Origin of the sequence: Nakamurella lactea DSM 19367 (assembly GCF_000426645.1) — a bacterium.
Taxonomy (GTDB): Bacteria; Actinomycetota; Actinomycetes; order Mycobacteriales; family Nakamurellaceae; genus Nakamurella; species Nakamurella lactea.
Window position 1 is genome coordinate 135,370 of the sequence record NZ_AUFT01000007.1, and the last position, 15,155, is coordinate 150,524.

Annotated in this window: 12 protein-coding genes; 11 read left to right on the forward strand and 1 reads right to left on the reverse strand. The window is 69.3% G+C overall.

What is annotated here, in order from left to right; translation table 11 throughout:
- The first annotated feature begins 28 nt into the window (after positions 1–28).
- From K340_RS0108520 to K340_RS0108555, 8 genes are read left to right on the forward strand one after another with little or no spacing between them, the layout of a single operon-like run.
- A complete protein-coding gene (locus K340_RS0108520) occupies positions 29–1,039 on the forward strand; it encodes an ABC transporter permease (protein WP_211229340.1) in 1,011 nt (336 codons plus the stop codon).
- Positions 1,036–1,971: an ABC transporter permease gene (locus K340_RS0108525; RefSeq protein WP_084614188.1), complete on the forward strand. Its 936-nt coding sequence runs from the start codon at positions 1,036–1,038 to the stop codon at positions 1,969–1,971. Before K340_RS0108520 ends, K340_RS0108525 begins: the two co-directional genes overlap by 4 nt.
- 2 nt (positions 1,972–1,973) lie before the next feature.
- A complete protein-coding gene (locus tag K340_RS0108530; protein WP_037363549.1) occupies positions 1,974–3,071 on the forward strand; it encodes an ABC transporter ATP-binding protein in 1,098 nt (365 codons plus the stop codon).
- Positions 3,072–3,096: 25 nt separating this feature from the next.
- A complete protein-coding gene (locus K340_RS28465; RefSeq protein WP_051265502.1) occupies positions 3,097–3,930 on the forward strand; it encodes an ATP-binding cassette domain-containing protein in 834 nt (277 codons plus the stop codon).
- Positions 3,930–5,420 (forward strand): MmgE/PrpD family protein, encoded by a 1,491-nt coding sequence (locus K340_RS0108540; protein ID WP_029136412.1) that lies wholly within the window; start codon positions 3,930–3,932, stop codon positions 5,418–5,420. The genes K340_RS28465 and K340_RS0108540 overlap by 1 nt, the downstream gene beginning before the upstream one ends.
- On the forward strand, positions 5,410–5,979 hold the full coding sequence (locus K340_RS34045) for a nitroreductase/quinone reductase family protein (RefSeq protein WP_051265504.1): 570 nt from the start codon (positions 5,410–5,412) through the stop codon (positions 5,977–5,979). Before K340_RS0108540 ends, K340_RS34045 begins: the two co-directional genes overlap by 11 nt.
- Positions 5,976–7,634: a class I adenylate-forming enzyme family protein gene (locus tag K340_RS28475; protein ID WP_051265506.1), complete on the forward strand. Its 1,659-nt coding sequence runs from the start codon at positions 5,976–5,978 to the stop codon at positions 7,632–7,634. Before K340_RS34045 ends, K340_RS28475 begins: the two co-directional genes overlap by 4 nt.
- Complete coding sequence (locus tag K340_RS0108555; RefSeq protein ID WP_211229341.1) at positions 7,612–9,156, forward strand: acyl-CoA carboxylase subunit beta; 1,545 nt, start codon at positions 7,612–7,614, stop codon at positions 9,154–9,156. The genes K340_RS28475 and K340_RS0108555 overlap by 23 nt, the downstream gene beginning before the upstream one ends.
- A 27-nt stretch (positions 9,157–9,183) precedes the next feature.
- On the opposite strand, the gene K340_RS0108560 is transcribed toward K340_RS0108555, so the two are convergent.
- Positions 9,184–10,332: a steroid 3-ketoacyl-CoA thiolase gene (locus K340_RS0108560; RefSeq protein ID WP_029136414.1), complete on the reverse strand. Its 1,149-nt coding sequence runs from the start codon at positions 10,330–10,332 to the stop codon at positions 9,184–9,186.
- Positions 10,333–10,435: 103 nt separating this feature from the next.
- Between K340_RS0108560 and K340_RS0108565 the strand changes: the two genes are divergently transcribed.
- From K340_RS0108565 to K340_RS0108575, 3 genes are read left to right on the forward strand one after another with little or no spacing between them, the layout of a single operon-like run.
- Complete coding sequence (locus K340_RS0108565; protein WP_037363551.1) at positions 10,436–11,344, forward strand: 3-oxoacyl-ACP reductase; 909 nt, start codon at positions 10,436–10,438, stop codon at positions 11,342–11,344.
- Positions 11,337–12,992 (forward strand): AMP-binding protein, encoded by a 1,656-nt coding sequence (locus K340_RS28480; RefSeq protein ID WP_051265507.1) that lies wholly within the window; start codon positions 11,337–11,339, stop codon positions 12,990–12,992. The genes K340_RS0108565 and K340_RS28480 overlap by 8 nt, the downstream gene beginning before the upstream one ends.
- Complete coding sequence (locus tag K340_RS0108575) at positions 12,989–15,148, forward strand: acyl-CoA dehydrogenase (RefSeq protein WP_029136416.1); 2,160 nt, start codon at positions 12,989–12,991, stop codon at positions 15,146–15,148. The genes K340_RS28480 and K340_RS0108575 overlap by 4 nt, the downstream gene beginning before the upstream one ends.
- Positions 15,149–15,155 lie beyond the last annotated feature (7 nt).

Below are 15,155 nucleotides of genomic sequence, written 5' to 3' on the forward strand. Positions count from 1 at the left end.
GACGGCGGTGCCGGTGATCAATCGCTGAGTGCGGCAGATCACCGGCACCGCTACCGATCCACCGCAATCGATCTACCCAGGGCGAAAGGACACCACCATGCTCCGCTATGCGGGCCGACGACTGCTGGCGGCCATCCCGCTGCTGTTCGTCGTGCCGTTGCTGGTGTTCATCCTGATCGACCGCGCACCCGGCGACCAGGCGGTGGTACTGGCCGGCGAGAACCCGACGCCGGAGCGGATCGCATCCATCCGAGAACAACTCGGGCTGGACGACCCGCTGATCGTCCGGTACTTCGACTGGGTGGTGCACGCCATCCGCGGTGACCTCGGCACCTCGTTGTTGTCGGACCAACGGGTGATCGATCTACTGCTGCGGCGAATGGCGACCACCATGTCGCTGGTTCTGGTCGCGATGGTGATGGCCGTGCTGGTGGGCGCCGTGCTGGCGATCCTGTCGGCAATGCGACCGGGTGGCTTCTTCGACCGGTTCATCAACTGGGCGGCCTCGGTGGCCATCGCCATCCCGGCCTTCTGGTTCGGGCTGGTCCTCGCCTCCCTGTTCGCGGTGACCTACCAGATCTTCCCGCCGTTCGGCTACCAGCCGATGTCCGAAGGATTCGGTACCTGGCTGTCGTACCTGGTGTTGCCCGGCATCGCCCTCGGCCTGTTGCCGGCCGCGGAGGTGGCGCTGCAGTTGCGGTCGGCTCTCGGCCAGGTGCTCAAGACCGACTATGTCCTCAACGCAGAAGCAAAGGGGCTGTCCCGCCCGACGATCGTGATGAAACACGGCCTGAAGAACGCGGCCATCCCGGTCATCACCGTACTGGGGTTCCGGGTCGCCGAGGTGCTGGCCGGCTCGGTCACCATCGAGATCGTCTACAACATGCCGGGTTTGGGTCAGCTGGCAGTCGACAGCGTGCAGAATCGCGACATCCCGGTACTCCTCGGGTTCGTCCTGTTCTCGACGATCGTTGTGGTGCTGGTGAACCTGCTGGTCGACATCTCCTACGGCTACTTCAATCCGAAGGTGCGGTCATGACCGAACAAGAGGTGGATCCGAGATTCCCCGACCCGGGCGACACTCCGGTCGGCGAAGTGCCGGGGCCCGACGCGGAACCGGAGCTGCCGACCCGACCCGGCATCTTGCGCAGCATCCTGCGCCGCAGGTCGACCGTGGTGGCGGCGGTCTTCATCCTGCTGCTGATCGTCGTCGCGCTCGCCGCCCCGCTGCTGGCGCCCTACGACCCGACCGAGCAGGACCTGCTGATCCGGTTACAGGGGCCCAGCGGCGCACACTGGCTCGGCACCGACGATTACGGCCGGGATGCGTTGAGCCGATTGATCTACGGGTCGCGGGTCTCGCTGTGGGCCGGTTTGCAGGCCACCGGCGTCGCGCTGATCCTCGGGCTGCCGCTGGGTGTGCTGGCCGGGTTCTACGGACGCTGGCTGAATGTGCTGCTCACCCGCATCATGGACGCGATGATGAGCACACCGTCGCTGGTGCTGGCCATCACCATCGTCGCGGTGCTCGGCGGCGGGATCACCAACGCGATGCTGGCCATCGGCCTGGTGATGACGCCGCGATTCTTCCGGGTCGCCCGCGCCGGCACCATGGACGTGCGCCACGAGACCTACATCGAAGCGTCGATCGCCTTGGGCTGCAGCACCTGGCGCACCGCGGTCCGGCACATCCTGCCGAACGTGCTGCCGCCGATCGTGCTGGTGATCTCGGTGTCGCTGGGCACCGCGGTCTCCGCCGAAGCGAGCCTGAGCTTCCTCGGCCTCGGTGTGGTCGAACCGACGCCCAGCTGGGGTTCGATGCTGAAGACCGCCTCCTCGAACATGAGCCTCGCGCCGTACCTGGTGTGGCCGCCAGGAATCATGATCTTCCTGACGGTGCTGGCCTTCACCTACCTCGGTGACGGCGTGCGCCGGGCGTTGACCCGCAGCCGTTCCGGACGACAGGACTGACGATGGACCTCGCCAAGAACCGCGACGTCGCCGCGTCGGACACGGTCCCCGCCACTGCGAAAGACTCTGCACCCGAAGCTGTCTCCGGCGCCGAGCGGCCGACACCACTGCTCGATGTGCGGGACGTGAGCGTCGAGTTCCCCACCGCGGGCCGGGACTGGGTGACCTCCGTGCAGAACGTGTCGTTCCAGCTGATGCCCGGTGAGTCGATGGCGCTGGTCGGCGAGTCGGGATCCGGCAAGACCGTCACTTCGCTGGCCGTCATGGGATTGACCGAAGCGACCGGTGGGCGGCTGTCCAGTGGCAGCGTCACCTTCGACGGCAACGAGCTGACCGGGCGGCCGGCCAAGGAGTGGCGCAAGGTGCGCGGTCCCGGGATGGGGATGATCTTCCAGCAGCCGATCCGCAGCCTGAATCCGGCGTACACGGTCGGCGATCAGATCGCCGAATCGGTCCGCAAACACCTGGGTCTGTCCCGCCGGCAGGCCGAGGCCAAGTCGGTCGAGATGCTCGAGATGGTCCAGATCCCGCGGGCTGCCGAACGCGCCAAGGAGTACCCGCACGCCTTCAGCGGCGGGATGTGCCAGCGGGTGATGATCGCCATGGTGATGGCCTGCAACCCCCGCCTGCTGATCGCCGACGAGCCGACGACCGCGCTGGACGTCACCGTGCAGGAGACGATCCTTGACCTGTTGCGCGACGTACAGCAGCAGACCGGCGTCGCACTGCTGTTCATCAGCCACGACCTGGCTGTTGTCGCCGAGATCTGCCAACGGGTGGCGGTGATGTATGCCGGTGAGGTGATCGAATCGGCGCCGGCGGTCGACCTGTTCTTCCGTCCACAGCATCCGTACTCCTCGGGGCTGCTGGCATCGATTCCGCGGCCGGGCCTGTCGGTCGACCGGCGGCTGCGGACGATCCCTGGCGGGATTCCGGCGCCGGGAACCTGGCCGGCCGGCTGCAGGTTCGCGCCGCGCTGCGAGTTCGCCCAGTCCGGGCGCTGCGACACGACGCATCCGCCGCTGGACGTGGTCTCCACCGGTGGGTTGTCGCGCTGCCTGCGGGCCGACGAGCTCGCTCTGGACGGAGTGGTGACGTGATGAACGAATGTCAGGAGGCGAACCAGTGAGTTTGCTGGAGGTCAAAGACGTCACCAAGTCGTTCTCGACCAAGCGGGATTTCCTGGGTCGACGGATCGGCTGGACCCATGCTGTCAAGGGTGTCAGCTTCACCCTGGACGCCGGCGAATGCCTTGCGGTGGTTGGGGAGTCGGGCGCCGGCAAGTCGACGGTCGGCCGGATCGCGCTGCGCCTGATCGAGCCGGATTCCGGCTCGATCACCTTCGACGGGGTCGACGTACGTGCAGCCAGGGCCCAGGAGCTGCGCGCCTTGCGTCAGCGGATGCAGATGATCTTCCAGGACCCGCACAGCTCGCTCGACCCGAGGATGACGATCGGCGACGCCGTCGCCGAACCGCTGCTGGTGCACACCGACCGGTCCCGCACCGAACGGGAGCGGCAGTCGGCGGCGTTGCTCGAGCGGGTGGGTCTGGGCTCGCGCTACCTGGGGCGGTACCCGGCGGAATTGTCCGGCGGGCAGCTGCAGCGGGTCGCCATCGCGCGGGCGCTGGCGCTCAATCCCGCCATGATCGTTTGTGACGAACCCGTTGCTGCGCTGGATGTCTCGGTCCGCGCGCAGGTCCTGAACCTGCTCCGCGAACTACAGGAGGACCTCGGCCTGGCCTACCTTTTCGTTTGTCACGACCTGGCCCTGGTCGAGGTGATTGCTGACCGGGTGTTGGTGATGGCCGCCGGTGAGGTGGTCGAGGAAGGCACGGTCGAGCAGATCTTCGCCGCGCCGCAGCAGGAGTACACCCAGCGACTGCTGAGCGCGATCCCGGTGCCGTTGCCCCGGGATGCCATGGGCAATCGGATCACCAGTATCGGAGAGCGTGCCTGATGACCGAGACGTTGAACTCCACGGCCGGACGGCTCGCCGAATACGTCGTCGGCACCACGGACGCCGACCTGCCGACCGAGGTGGTCGACTACGGCAAGCTGGTGTTGCTCGACTCGCTGATCTGCGGGTTGGCCGCCGCGCACCTGCCGCGGAGCGGCACCGTGCAGCGGATGGCCCGCCGGTTCGGCGGACCGGCCGAAGCCACTGTGTTCGGCCTACCGGAGCGGGTCGCCTCGATCAACGCCGTGCACGCCAACGCCGAGATGATGAATGCACTGGACGCCGACGACACGTTCTTCAACTCCGCCCACTTCGCGGTGTTCGGGGTGGCGGCTGCGCTGGCCGAGGGGGAGCGGCTGCGCGGCACCGGATCCGACCTGCTGCGCGCGAGCATTCTCGCCTTCGAGGTGAACGCCCGGTTGAACCTGTCGACCTCGTTGATGTTGTTCGACGGCGAGCAGTTCCAGTACTCACAGTTGTCCTCGCACGGGTACGCGGCCTTCGGTACCGCGGCCGCTGCCGCCGTGATGGGTGGGTTCGACGCGTCGACGTTGACCAACGCGTACGCGCTGGCCGGCTGGTTGGCGCCGACCGCGCGGAACACCTTCACCGCCGAACGCAGTCGGTACAACTCGTTCAAGTACGGGCCGTACGGTGCCATCGGTCAGGCGGGGATGACGGCCGCCGCGATGGCGCAGGAGGGCTATGTCGGCGATCTGGACGTCCTCGATCGCGAGCCGGGCTTCATCAGGGCGCAGGGCTACCTCGGCACCGATCGCAGTGAGTTGACCGCCGGGCTGGGCGAAAAGTGGTGGATCCTGGACACTTCGCTCAAGCCTTATCCCACCTGCCGGTTCACCCATGCAGCGATGGACGCGGTCCGGAACTTTCCGGCCGAGACCGGAGTGGCGCTGGACGAGATCGACTCGATCGAGATCCGGATGAGCCCGGCCGCCTACCGGCACGGCATGTTCCGGCACCCGGCGACGTCCATCGAACCCGGACCGTTGGCCCCGCTGAACGGCGCATTCAACATTCCGTACGCGCTGGCGATGATGTTGCAGGGCATCCCGCCCGGCCCCGGCTGGTACGACGAGCAACGGCTGGTCGACCCGGCGACCTGGGCGATCGCCAGCCGGGTGACAACGGCGGAAGACCCGGTACTGCATGAGGAATGGAAGCGCGACCTGGCCGAGCACCCTGGTGGCCAGATCCGCCGCACCCGCGGTTCGCTGACCATCAGAGCGGCCGGGCGGGATCATCAGATCGAGACGGACTTCTGCCTGGGCGACCCCTGGGACGACAGCACCCGGCCGACGGTGGAGTTCCTGCGGACCAAGTTCGCGACCTTCTGCGAGGGCATCGTGTCCGCGTCGGCGCAGCAACAGCTGCTCGATGCCGTCATCGACATCGAGCAGGTGACCGACATCGCGGCCGAGCTGACGCCGCTGCTGCAGACCCTGCCGCGGCGGGCCGACGATGCCCGCTGACCGGGGGCCGCACGGGTCGGCTGCCCCGCGCATCCCGGTCGAGACGGTGCGTTTCGCCTCCTACGGCCGACCGTGGCTGATCGTGCTGCGCGGGCCACGGGCGATGGCGTTCGATCGCTGGCTCGTGCGCCGGGCCGGGTTCTCCCTGGTGTCGCTGCAATACGCCTTGGCGGGCCGACACCGCTACAGTCCCACCTTGCTGCTGACCACCATCGGCGCACGCAGCGGTGCACTTCGGCAGGCGGCGCTGCCCTATCTGGAGCGGGACGGCACGCTGATCCTGGTCGGGTCAAAGGGCGGCGGTCCGACCGATCCGCAGTGGGTACGAAACCTGCGCCGGGACGGTCGCTGCTGGGTGCACATCGGACGCCGGCAGCTACCGGCGATCGGGCACATCGCCGACGAGCGGGAGCGCGCCGAACTGTACGACTTCGTCTGCCAGAACAAGCCGAATGTGCCGCACTACCAGCAACGGGCGGACACCTTCGGCCGGGCAATCCCGTTCGCCGTTCTGTCGATCCGCGCCGGTGCGGGCGCCAACGAGGCAGCGGATCGATGACCAGCGACCCGGCACCGGCCCCATCGCCGATCGACCCGTTCGAGATCGGCATCGAACCGGTGCTCGGCGAGCAGATGGAGGTGTTCGTCCACCGACCACGGTCGCTGCGGGAACTGCTCGAGTCGTCCCGGCGGTTCCGCGACACCGAGTACCTGGTCTTCGACGACGTACGGCTGAGCTACGCCGAACACGCCGACCGGGTGGCGGCACTCGCCGCCGGGCTGCGGGAACGGCACGGCATCGGTGTCGGCGACCGGGTGGCGATTCTGGCCGAGAACCGGGTCGAGTGGCTGCTGTCGTTCTGGGCCACCCTTTCGCTGGGTGGTGTGGTGGTCGGGCTGAACGGCTGGTGGGCAGCGCCGGAGATCGAGTATGCGCTGTCCGACAGTGAGCCTGCGCTGTTGCTCGTCGACGACCGCGGCCGCCGCCGGCTGGGCGGCGTCCCGGACGCCGAGCGGCCGTTCCGGGTGGTCGATATTGTCACAGGGACCGCCGAACTCGTTGCCGCGCAACCGATCACGATGCTGCCGACGCAGTCGATCGACGAGGACGATCCGGCGGTCATCCTGTACACCAGCGGCACCACCGGTCGGCCGAAGGGAGCGGTGCACAGCCATCGCGGTGTGATTGCGATGGTTCAGTTGCAGACCCTGGCGACCGAACGCCGGCGGGCGGCGCTCGGCGGGTTGCCGCAGGACATCGCCTGCACCACCTTTCCGTTCTTCCACGTGTCCGGGCTCTACGGATCCGTGGTGGCGGCCACCATCGGCGGCGACACCATGGTCTTCGTCACCGGCCGGTTCGATGCCGAGCGGGTGCTGGCGACGATCGAGCGCGAGCACTGCACCCGGTTCTCGATCGTGCCGACCATTGCCTGGCGGGTGCTTCGGCACCCGTCCGTGCCCGATCGCGACCTGCGGTCGGTCACGAAGATCGCCGGCGGGGCGGCGCCGACCGGAGCCGCCCTGCAGCAGCGGTTGCGCGAGGTGTTCCCGAATGCGGCCCTCGGCTTCGGCTACGGGCTCACCGAGAGCACGGCGATGGCGACCGGGGCCTCCGATGACGACCTGCGGGATGACCCGGACACGGCCGGCCGGCCGGTGCCAACGGTGCAGTTGCAGATCCGTGCTGCAGATGGGCTGGTACTGCCCGACGGCGAGCAGGGCGAGATCCATCTGCGTGGCCCGGTGGTGATGCCGGGTTACTGGCGCAACCCGGCGGCGACGGCCGCCGTCATCGGGCCGGGCCGTTGGTTGCGGACCGGCGACATCGGCCGGCTGACGAACGGCCGGCTGACGCTGAGCGCCCGGCGCTCCGACCTGATCCTGCGGGGCGGCGAGAACGTCTATCCGGCCGAGATCGAACTGTGCCTTGATGCTCATCCGGACATTGCCGAATCGGCGGTCTTCGGTGTGCCCGACCCCGAATGGGGCGAGGCCGTGCTGGCCGTGGTCGTCGCCGCCGGACCCGACGAGCTCGATATCGACGCACTCACCGGATATCTCGAGCAGCGCCTGGCGAAATTCAAGGTGCCGACCAAGTGGCAGATCCGCACCAGCGGGCTGCCCCGTACCGCTACCGGCAAGGTGATGAAGCGGCGGCTGACCGAGCAGCAGCCCGAGGACGGCGCCGATGTCGGCCCGGCGCACCGGTGAGCGCGGCGAGATGACCGGGATCCCGTCGGACTGGCAGCCGCTGCTGGCAGACCTGGAGCGGCGGCGGGCGGCCGCGGCGGCGATGGGCGGGCCGGACAAACTCGCCCGCTACACCGCGGCCGGCCGGCCCGATCCGCGGCTTCGGATCGACATGTTGCTGGATGCCGGCACTTTCACCGAGATCGGCCGGCTTGCCGGTGATCCCGCCACACCGGCCGATGCCTTCGTCGCCGGGCACGGCACCATCGACGGCCGGCCGGTGCTGGTCGGTTCCGAGGACTTCACCGTCGCCGGCGGCTCGATCGGCGTGGCGGCGGCCAGCAAGCGGACCAGGATCGCCACCCTCGCGCTACACGAGCGGGTCCCCCTGGTGATGCTGCTGGAGGGCGCCGGCCATCGGCCGACGAATCACCTTGTCCCGCAACGCCCGGCACCCGGCGACCTGCAGGCGATTGCGGATCTCGCCGGACTGGTGCCGACCGTGGCGGTGGTGGTCGGCCCGTCGGCCGGGCACGGCGCGCTGGCCGCCCCCTTGTCGGACTTCGCGGTGATGGTGGAACCGGAGGGTGCCCTGTTCAGCGCCGGTCCGCCGTTGGTACAGGCGGCCACCGGCGAGCAGGTGACCAAGGCCGAGCTCGGCGGCTCGCTGGTGCACACCCGGGTCGCTCCGGTGGCGCACAACGTCGCCGCGACCGACGCGGACGCCGCGGCCCTGGTGCGCCGGTACCTGTCGTACTTCGGCTCGAATGCTTGGCAGCACGCCCCTTTCGTCGACCGGGGTGATATCGGGCCGCGCGAGCTGACGTCGATCCTCGACCTGATACCGGCGGACCACCGCCGCGGCTACGACATGCTGCCGGTGCTCGGCCTGTTGGCCGACGCCGATTCGGTCCTGGTGGTGCAGCCCGCTCATGGTCGATCGATCATCACCGCACTGGTGAGTATCGGCGGGCGCTCGGTCGCCGTCGTGGCGAACCAGCCGCGAGAACTCGCCGGCGCCATCGATGTGGCGGCGGCGAACAAGGCGGCGAGGTTCATCCAGATCGCCGGCGCCTTCCACCTGCCGGTGCTGTTCCTGGCCGACAATCCCGGAGTGTTGGCGGGCAGTGCATCGGAGCGCGCCGGAATCCTGCGGGCCGGGGCGCGGATGTTCGCTGCCCAGCGGCGGCTGACGGTGCCGAAGATCCATGTGACAGTGCGCAAGGCCTTCGGCTTCGGTTCATCGGTGATGGGCATGAACCCCTACGACCGGCAGACGCTGAATCTCGCCTTTCCGGGCTCCACCCTCGGCGGCATCCCGGCGGCGGTCGGCGGCGCCACCTCCAAGGCCGACCAGCAGACCCGGAAGGCGTTGCTGGACAGGGAGGCTGCCGGCCCGTGGCCGCTGGCCGGCTCGGCCACCTACGACGACGTCATCGACCCGCGTCAGCTGCGTACCGCGATCCTGGACGGCCTGCGGCTGGCCGCCGACCGGCTGCAGGGACAGGCAGAGCCGGTGCGGCACACCGGCTACCTACCCTGATCGGCGGCCTGCCGAAGCCGAGCCGGCTCAGATGCGCTCGATCACGGCCGCGCTCGCCAGCGCACCGCCGGCGCACATGCTGACGAAGGCGGTACTGGCATCCCGGCGCTCCAGCTCGTACAGCGCGGTGCCCAACAGCCTGATCCCTGAGGCCCCCACCGGGTGGCCGACAGCGATCGCGCCGCCGTTCACGTTCACCCGGTCCTCGTCGGCGCCGGTGGTGCGCTGGAACGACATCGGCACCGCGGCGAACGCCTCGTTCACCTCGAACAGGTCGATGTCGGAGATCGACATCCCGGCCTTGGCCAGCACGGTCTCGGCGGCGAAGATCGGCCCGTCGAGGTGGTAGTAGGGGTCGCCGCCGACCAGTGCCTGGGCCACGATTCTGGCCCGCGGCTTCAGGTCCAACTCGGCCGCAAGGTCAGCGTCCATCAGCAGCGCGGCGGACGCACCATCGGTGACCTGCGAGGCGGTCCCGGCGGTGTGCAGACCGTCGTCCAGCATGGGCTTCAGCGCGGCCATCGACTCCGGTGACGATTCCCGCATGCCGTTGTCCCGGCTCATGATCTCGGCCGCAGCTGCCTCGGTCGCCGGGATCTTCACCGGAATGATCTGAGGATCCAGCCGCCCCTCGTCCCAGGCTTGGGTCGCCCGCTCGTGCGATCGCAGACCCCAGGCGTCCAACTCCTGCCGGGTGATGCCGCGATTGGCCGCGATCCGGTCCGCGGCGACGAACTGGTTCGGTAGGTCGACACTCCAGCTCTCCGGGCGTGGCCGGCCCGTCGGGCCGGGGAAGTTGGACATCAGCGGGATCCGGGTCATCGCCTCGACGCCACAGGCAACGCCCGCCCTGATCGCGCCGGCGCCGATCAGCGCCGCCACCAGATTGAACGCCTGCTGGGCCGAGCCGCACTGGCAGTCCACCGTGGTGGCGCCGATCTGCTGCGGTAGCCCCTGATGCAGCCAGGCCGTTCGGGTGACGTTGCTGGACTGCTCTCCGGCCTGCGTCACGCAGCCGCCGATCACCTGCCCGATCAGCTGCGGGTCGACGCCGTTTCGCTCCAGAATCCCGCGTTGGGCGATGCCGAGCAGTTCGGTGGGATGGAGTTCGCCGAGGCGCCCGCCGCGACGGCCGAACGGCGTGCGGGCGATGTCCACGATGACGGGTTGATTCATGAGGTTGCTCCCTGACGCCAGTGTCGGAAGGTCTTGACGTTCTCTCGAATTTAGGACATGTTCTCGTTTGAAACAAGAACGGGTATCGAATCTGGAGTGTGATGTGAGTACAGCATCGGGCGGCGCGAGTGCCCTGAACGGTTCGGTGGCCGTGGTGACCGGTGCCGGGGGTGGACTCGGCCGGGCCGAGGCGCTTGCCCTGGCGGCCGCCGGGGCCGCGGTGGTGGTCAACGACACCGGCAGCACCGCCGACGAGGTGGCCGAGGAGATCGGCGCGGCCGGCGGCCGGGCGGTCGCCTGTCGTGGCGATGTGTCCGAGTGGGCCACCGGCCAGGCGTTGCTGACCACCGCCGTCGAGACCTTCGGTGGGCTGGACATCCTGGTCAACAACGCCGGGATCGTGCGGGACCGGATGGTGTTCAACATGTCCGAGCAGGAGTGGGACGCGGTGCTGCGGGTGCATCTGAAGGGCCACTTCGTCACCACCCGGCTGGCCACCGCCTTCTGGCGCGAACGGTCGAGAGGGACCGGGCAGCCGGTGTCTGCGGCGATCGTCAACACCGCGTCGGAGGCGTTCCTGACCGGCTCACCGGGACAGGCGAACTACGCCTCCGCGAAGGCGGGCATCGCCGCGCTGACCCTGTCCACTGCCCGCGGCTGCGCGCGGTACGGGGTGCGCGCCAACGCGATCTGTCCGCGCGCCCGGACCGCAATGACGGAATCGGTGTTCGCTCCGGCGCCGGTCGACGGCCCGGACCCGATGACGGTGGATCAGGTGACCCCGCTGGTGGTCTACCTCGCCGGCCCGCGGGCCGATAACGTCACCGGCCAGGTCTTCGTCGTCTACGGCGGCACCGTGCAACTGATGGCCGCGCCGACCGTCGAGCGGACATTCGCCAGCACGAACCCTGCGTGGTCGGACGACGACGTCGCCGATCAGCTCTCCGGATACTTCGCCGACCGCGATCCGGCCCGCGGCTTCGCGGCAATGGAGCTGATGGCCGATGGCTGATCCGGAGACCTTTGCCGGCATGGTGGCCGCGCGGGCCGCGGACGACCGCCCCGGCCTGCGGTTCGAAGGCCGGGCCTGGACCTGGCGCGAGGTCATCGAGGAGGCCGCCCGCCGGGCCGACCTCGCGACCTCGCTGCGTCGGGCCGGGCCCTGGCACATCGGCGTGCTGTTGGACAACACCCCCGAAAACCTGTTCTGGATACTGGGATCGGCGGTCAGTGGTGCGACGGTGGTCGGCATCAACCCCACCCGACGTGGCTCGGAGCTGGCCAGGGACATCAACTTCACCGACTGCCAGCTGTTGGTCACCGACGCCGCCGGGGCCGAGCTGCTCGACGGACTCGAACTCGATTGCCCCCCGGAGCGGATCATCCGGGTTGACCGGCAACGTCCGACCGTCAGCGCGGACGGGCGGCCCGCGCAGACGCCTGACGCGATCGCCGCGGGCGCCGATCGGGTGGATCCCGCGACCATCCTCACCTTGGTGTTCACCTCCGGGACCACCGGCGGACCGAAGGCGGTGATCTGCAGTCAGCGCAGAATGGCCGAAATCGCCGCGGGTCAACGGGATCGACGCGGGCTGACCGCCTCGGACGTCTTCTACCTGGCGATGCCACTGTTCCACTCGAACGCGCTGATGGCCGGAATCGCCCCGGCTGTGCTGACAGGTGGCTGCCTGGTGCTCCGGCGGAAGTTCTCGGCGTCCGGGTTCCTGCCCGATGTGCGGGCCAACGGGGTTACCTTCTTCAACTACGTCGGCAAGCCGCTGCACTACATCCTGAGCACTCCGGAGCTGCCCGACGACGCCGACAACCCGCTGCGGATCGCCTTCGGCAACGAGGCGACCGATCACGACATCGCCGAGTTCGCCCGTCGGTTCGGTTGCCAGGTACTGGATTCGTACGGGACCAGCGAGGGCGGCATGCGGATCAACCGGGTGCCGGACGCGCCGCCCGGCTCTCTCGGCGTCGCCGACGAAGGCACCGTGGTGATGAACCCGCAGACCCTGATCGAGTGTCCGGCCGCCCGGTTCGACACCGACGGGCGCATCCTCAACGCAGAAGAGGCGACCGGAGAGATCGTCAACCTCATCAACGCCCGGCAGTTCGAGGGCTACTACCGCAATCCGCAGGCGGACGCCCAGCGCATCCGCAATGGCTGGTTCTGGTCCGGAGACCTCGCCTACCGGGACCTCGATGGCTACTGGTTCTTCGCCGGTCGCACCGACGACTGGCTCCGGGTGGACGGCGAGAACTTTGCCGCCGCCCCGATCGAACGGCTGCTGCTGCGGCACCCGGTGGTGTCACTGGTGGCCGTCTATGCGATCCCCGACCCAGTGGTCGGCGACCAGGTGATGGCCGCCGTCGAGCTGGTACCGGGAGCGACCCTGGACGCCGACGGCTTCGGCGATTTTCTGTCTGCCCAAACGGATCTGGGCACGAAGTGGGCGCCGCGCTACCTCCGGGTGGTGGCCGCCCTGCCGCGGACCCCCACCAACAAGGTGGTCAAACGGCCGTTGCGCGCCGACGGTATCGACACCGACGACCCGCTGTACATCCGGGACGGCAACGAACTGCGCTACCGGCTCGCCGCACCGGCAACGGCCGGCGAGGCGATGGCCGACGACGCGACCGGAGGCAGCAGATGAGCATCGCCACCACCGAGGAGCAGCGGGCGATCCAGGAATCCATCGCGGCCTGGGCCGACCGGGCGCTGCCGGTCCGGACAGTCAGGTCCGAGGAACCGGGTGGCTGGCGCCGACACTGGAACGAGCTGGCTGACCTCGGGTTGTTCGCCGTCGCCGTCCAGGAAAAGCACGGCGGTGCGGGCGGAACGGTCCTCGACCTGGCCGTCATGCTGGAGGCATCGTCCGGTCGCGGGGTGCCGGGGCCGATCCTGGGGACCACAGTGGCGGCCCTGCTACTGCAGCGCGCGACCGGGCACGACAGCCTGCTCGAGCAGCTGATCTCCGGTGCCGTGCCGTTCGCCGTCGCACCGCCGCAGACTCCCGGGCTGACCGTCGATTCCGGAATCGACGGCCTGCGGATCAACGGCCAGATCGAGCAGATCCCCGGGGCCGGTGGAGGTGTCGGTCTGATCGTGCCGGCCGGCGAGGACTGGTGGGTGCTCGGTCCGGACGCCGACGGCGTCGAGTTCGAACCGCTGCCCGGCATCGACCACGGAACCCCACCGGCCACCGTCAGGCTGCGGGACGTCGCGGTGACTGCGGCGCAGCTGCTGACCGGTGTGACGACCGGTCTGGTCGAGCTGCTGACCCTGACGCTCGCCGCCGCACAGGCCGCCGGCATCGCCGGTTGGACCGTCGACGCCGCGGCCGGCTACGCCAGAGTGCGCGAGCAGTTCGGCCGACCGATCGGCTCCTTCCAGGCCGTCAAACACCTGTGCGCACACATGCTCTGCCGCGCCGAACAGTCAAGGGCGTTGGCCTGGGACGCGGCGAACGCCGTGGGGGACTCGGCTGTCGGCGACGGTGCGGGGGGCAGCCTGGAACAGGCGACGCTGGCGGCAGCGGCGGCGGCGGCCCTGGTCTTCGACGCGGCAGTGGACAACGCCAAGGACTGCATCCAGGTGCACGGCGGGATCGGCTTCACCTGGGAACATGACGCTCACCTGTACCTGAGGTCTGCGGTGACGCTGCGTTCGCTGATCGGCGGCAGCGGCCGCTGGCGGAACCGGACGGCAGCTATCGCCGGCCGGGGAGTACGCCGGCAGCTGACCGTCGACCTCGGCGGGTTCGAAGCGCTGCGGCCGCAGCTCCGTGCCGAGATCGAGCAGATCGCGGCCCTGTCCGGGCCGGACCGCCGGACGGCGCTGGTGGCCGCCGGCCTGATCGCACCGCACTGGCCGAAACCGCATGGCCGGGCGGCAGATCCGGCCGAGCAGATCCTCATCGACCAGGAGTGTGAACGCGCCGCCCTGTCGCGTCCCGACCTGGTGATCGGGTGGTGGGCCGTCCCGCCGATCCTGCAGGCCGGCACGCCTGAGCAGATCGAGCGCTTCGTCGGACCGACGCTGCGCGGCGAGCTGGCCTGGTGCCAGCTGTTCTCCGAGCCGGGAGCGGGATCCGATCTGGCCTCGCTGCAGATGCGGGCGGTCCGGGCGGACTGTGGCTGGCGGCTCACCGGGCAGAAGGTGTGGAACTCGCTGGCGGCGCAGGCGGATCGGGGTATCTGCCTGGCTCGCACCGATCGGGAGGCGCCGAAACATCACGGCATCACCTTCTTCGTGGTGGACATGGCAACGCCGGGGATCACGGTGCGGCCGCTGCGGGAGATCACCGGGAACTCGTTGTTCAACGAGGTGTTCTTCGACGATGTCTTCGTCCCCGACGACGCAGTGATCGGCCGGCCCGGCGATGGCTGGCGGCTGGCCCGCACGACATTGGCCAACGAACGGGTGCAGATGAGCGGCGGCGCCACCCTCGGCAAGGAACTGGACCTGCTGCTGTCGCTGCCGCAGGATTCCTTCGACCCGGCCGACCTGGCGAGCGTCGGCGAGCTGGTGGCCCAGGCGATGTCGGTGGCCTTGCTGGCCCACCGGGCGGTGCTGGCCAGCATCGCCGGCGCCGGTCCGGGCGCCGAGTCCAGCGTGCAGAAATTGGTCGGGGTGCGGAACCGGCAGGCTGCCGCGGAGTTCCTGCTCACCCGCACGGGACCGTCGGCGATGCTGGAGGGCGACGTCAGCCGGATGTTCCTGAACAGCCGCCAACTGTCGATCGCCGGTGGCAGCGAACAGATCCTGCTCACCCTGGCGGGTGAGCGGATCCTCGGGTTGCCACGCTGACCGATTC

What these genes read in the sequence shown, in the direction of transcription:
- K340_RS0108525 (WP_084614188.1), top strand. Translation starts at nt 1,036, where the DNA reads ATGACCGAACAAGAGGTGGATCCGAGATTCCCCGACCCGGGCGACACT.
- K340_RS0108530 (WP_037363549.1), top strand. Translation starts at nt 1,974, where the DNA reads ATGGACCTCGCCAAGAACCGCGACGTCGCCGCGTCGGACACGGTCCCC.
- K340_RS0108540 (WP_029136412.1), top strand. Translation starts at nt 3,930, where the DNA reads ATGACCGAGACGTTGAACTCCACGGCCGGACGGCTCGCCGAATACGTC.
- K340_RS34045 (WP_051265504.1), top strand. Translation starts at nt 5,410, where the DNA reads ATGCCCGCTGACCGGGGGCCGCACGGGTCGGCTGCCCCGCGCATCCCG.
- K340_RS28475 (WP_051265506.1), top strand. Translation starts at nt 5,976, where the DNA reads ATGACCAGCGACCCGGCACCGGCCCCATCGCCGATCGACCCGTTCGAG.
- K340_RS0108555 (WP_211229341.1), top strand. Translation starts at nt 7,612, where the DNA reads ATGTCGGCCCGGCGCACCGGTGAGCGCGGCGAGATGACCGGGATCCCG.
- K340_RS0108560 (WP_029136414.1), bottom strand. Translation starts at nt 10,332, where the DNA reads ATGAATCAACCCGTCATCGTGGACATCGCCCGCACGCCGTTCGGCCGT.
- K340_RS28480 (WP_051265507.1), top strand. Translation starts at nt 11,337, where the DNA reads ATGGCTGATCCGGAGACCTTTGCCGGCATGGTGGCCGCGCGGGCCGCG.
- K340_RS0108575 (WP_029136416.1), top strand. Translation starts at nt 12,989, where the DNA reads ATGAGCATCGCCACCACCGAGGAGCAGCGGGCGATCCAGGAATCCATC.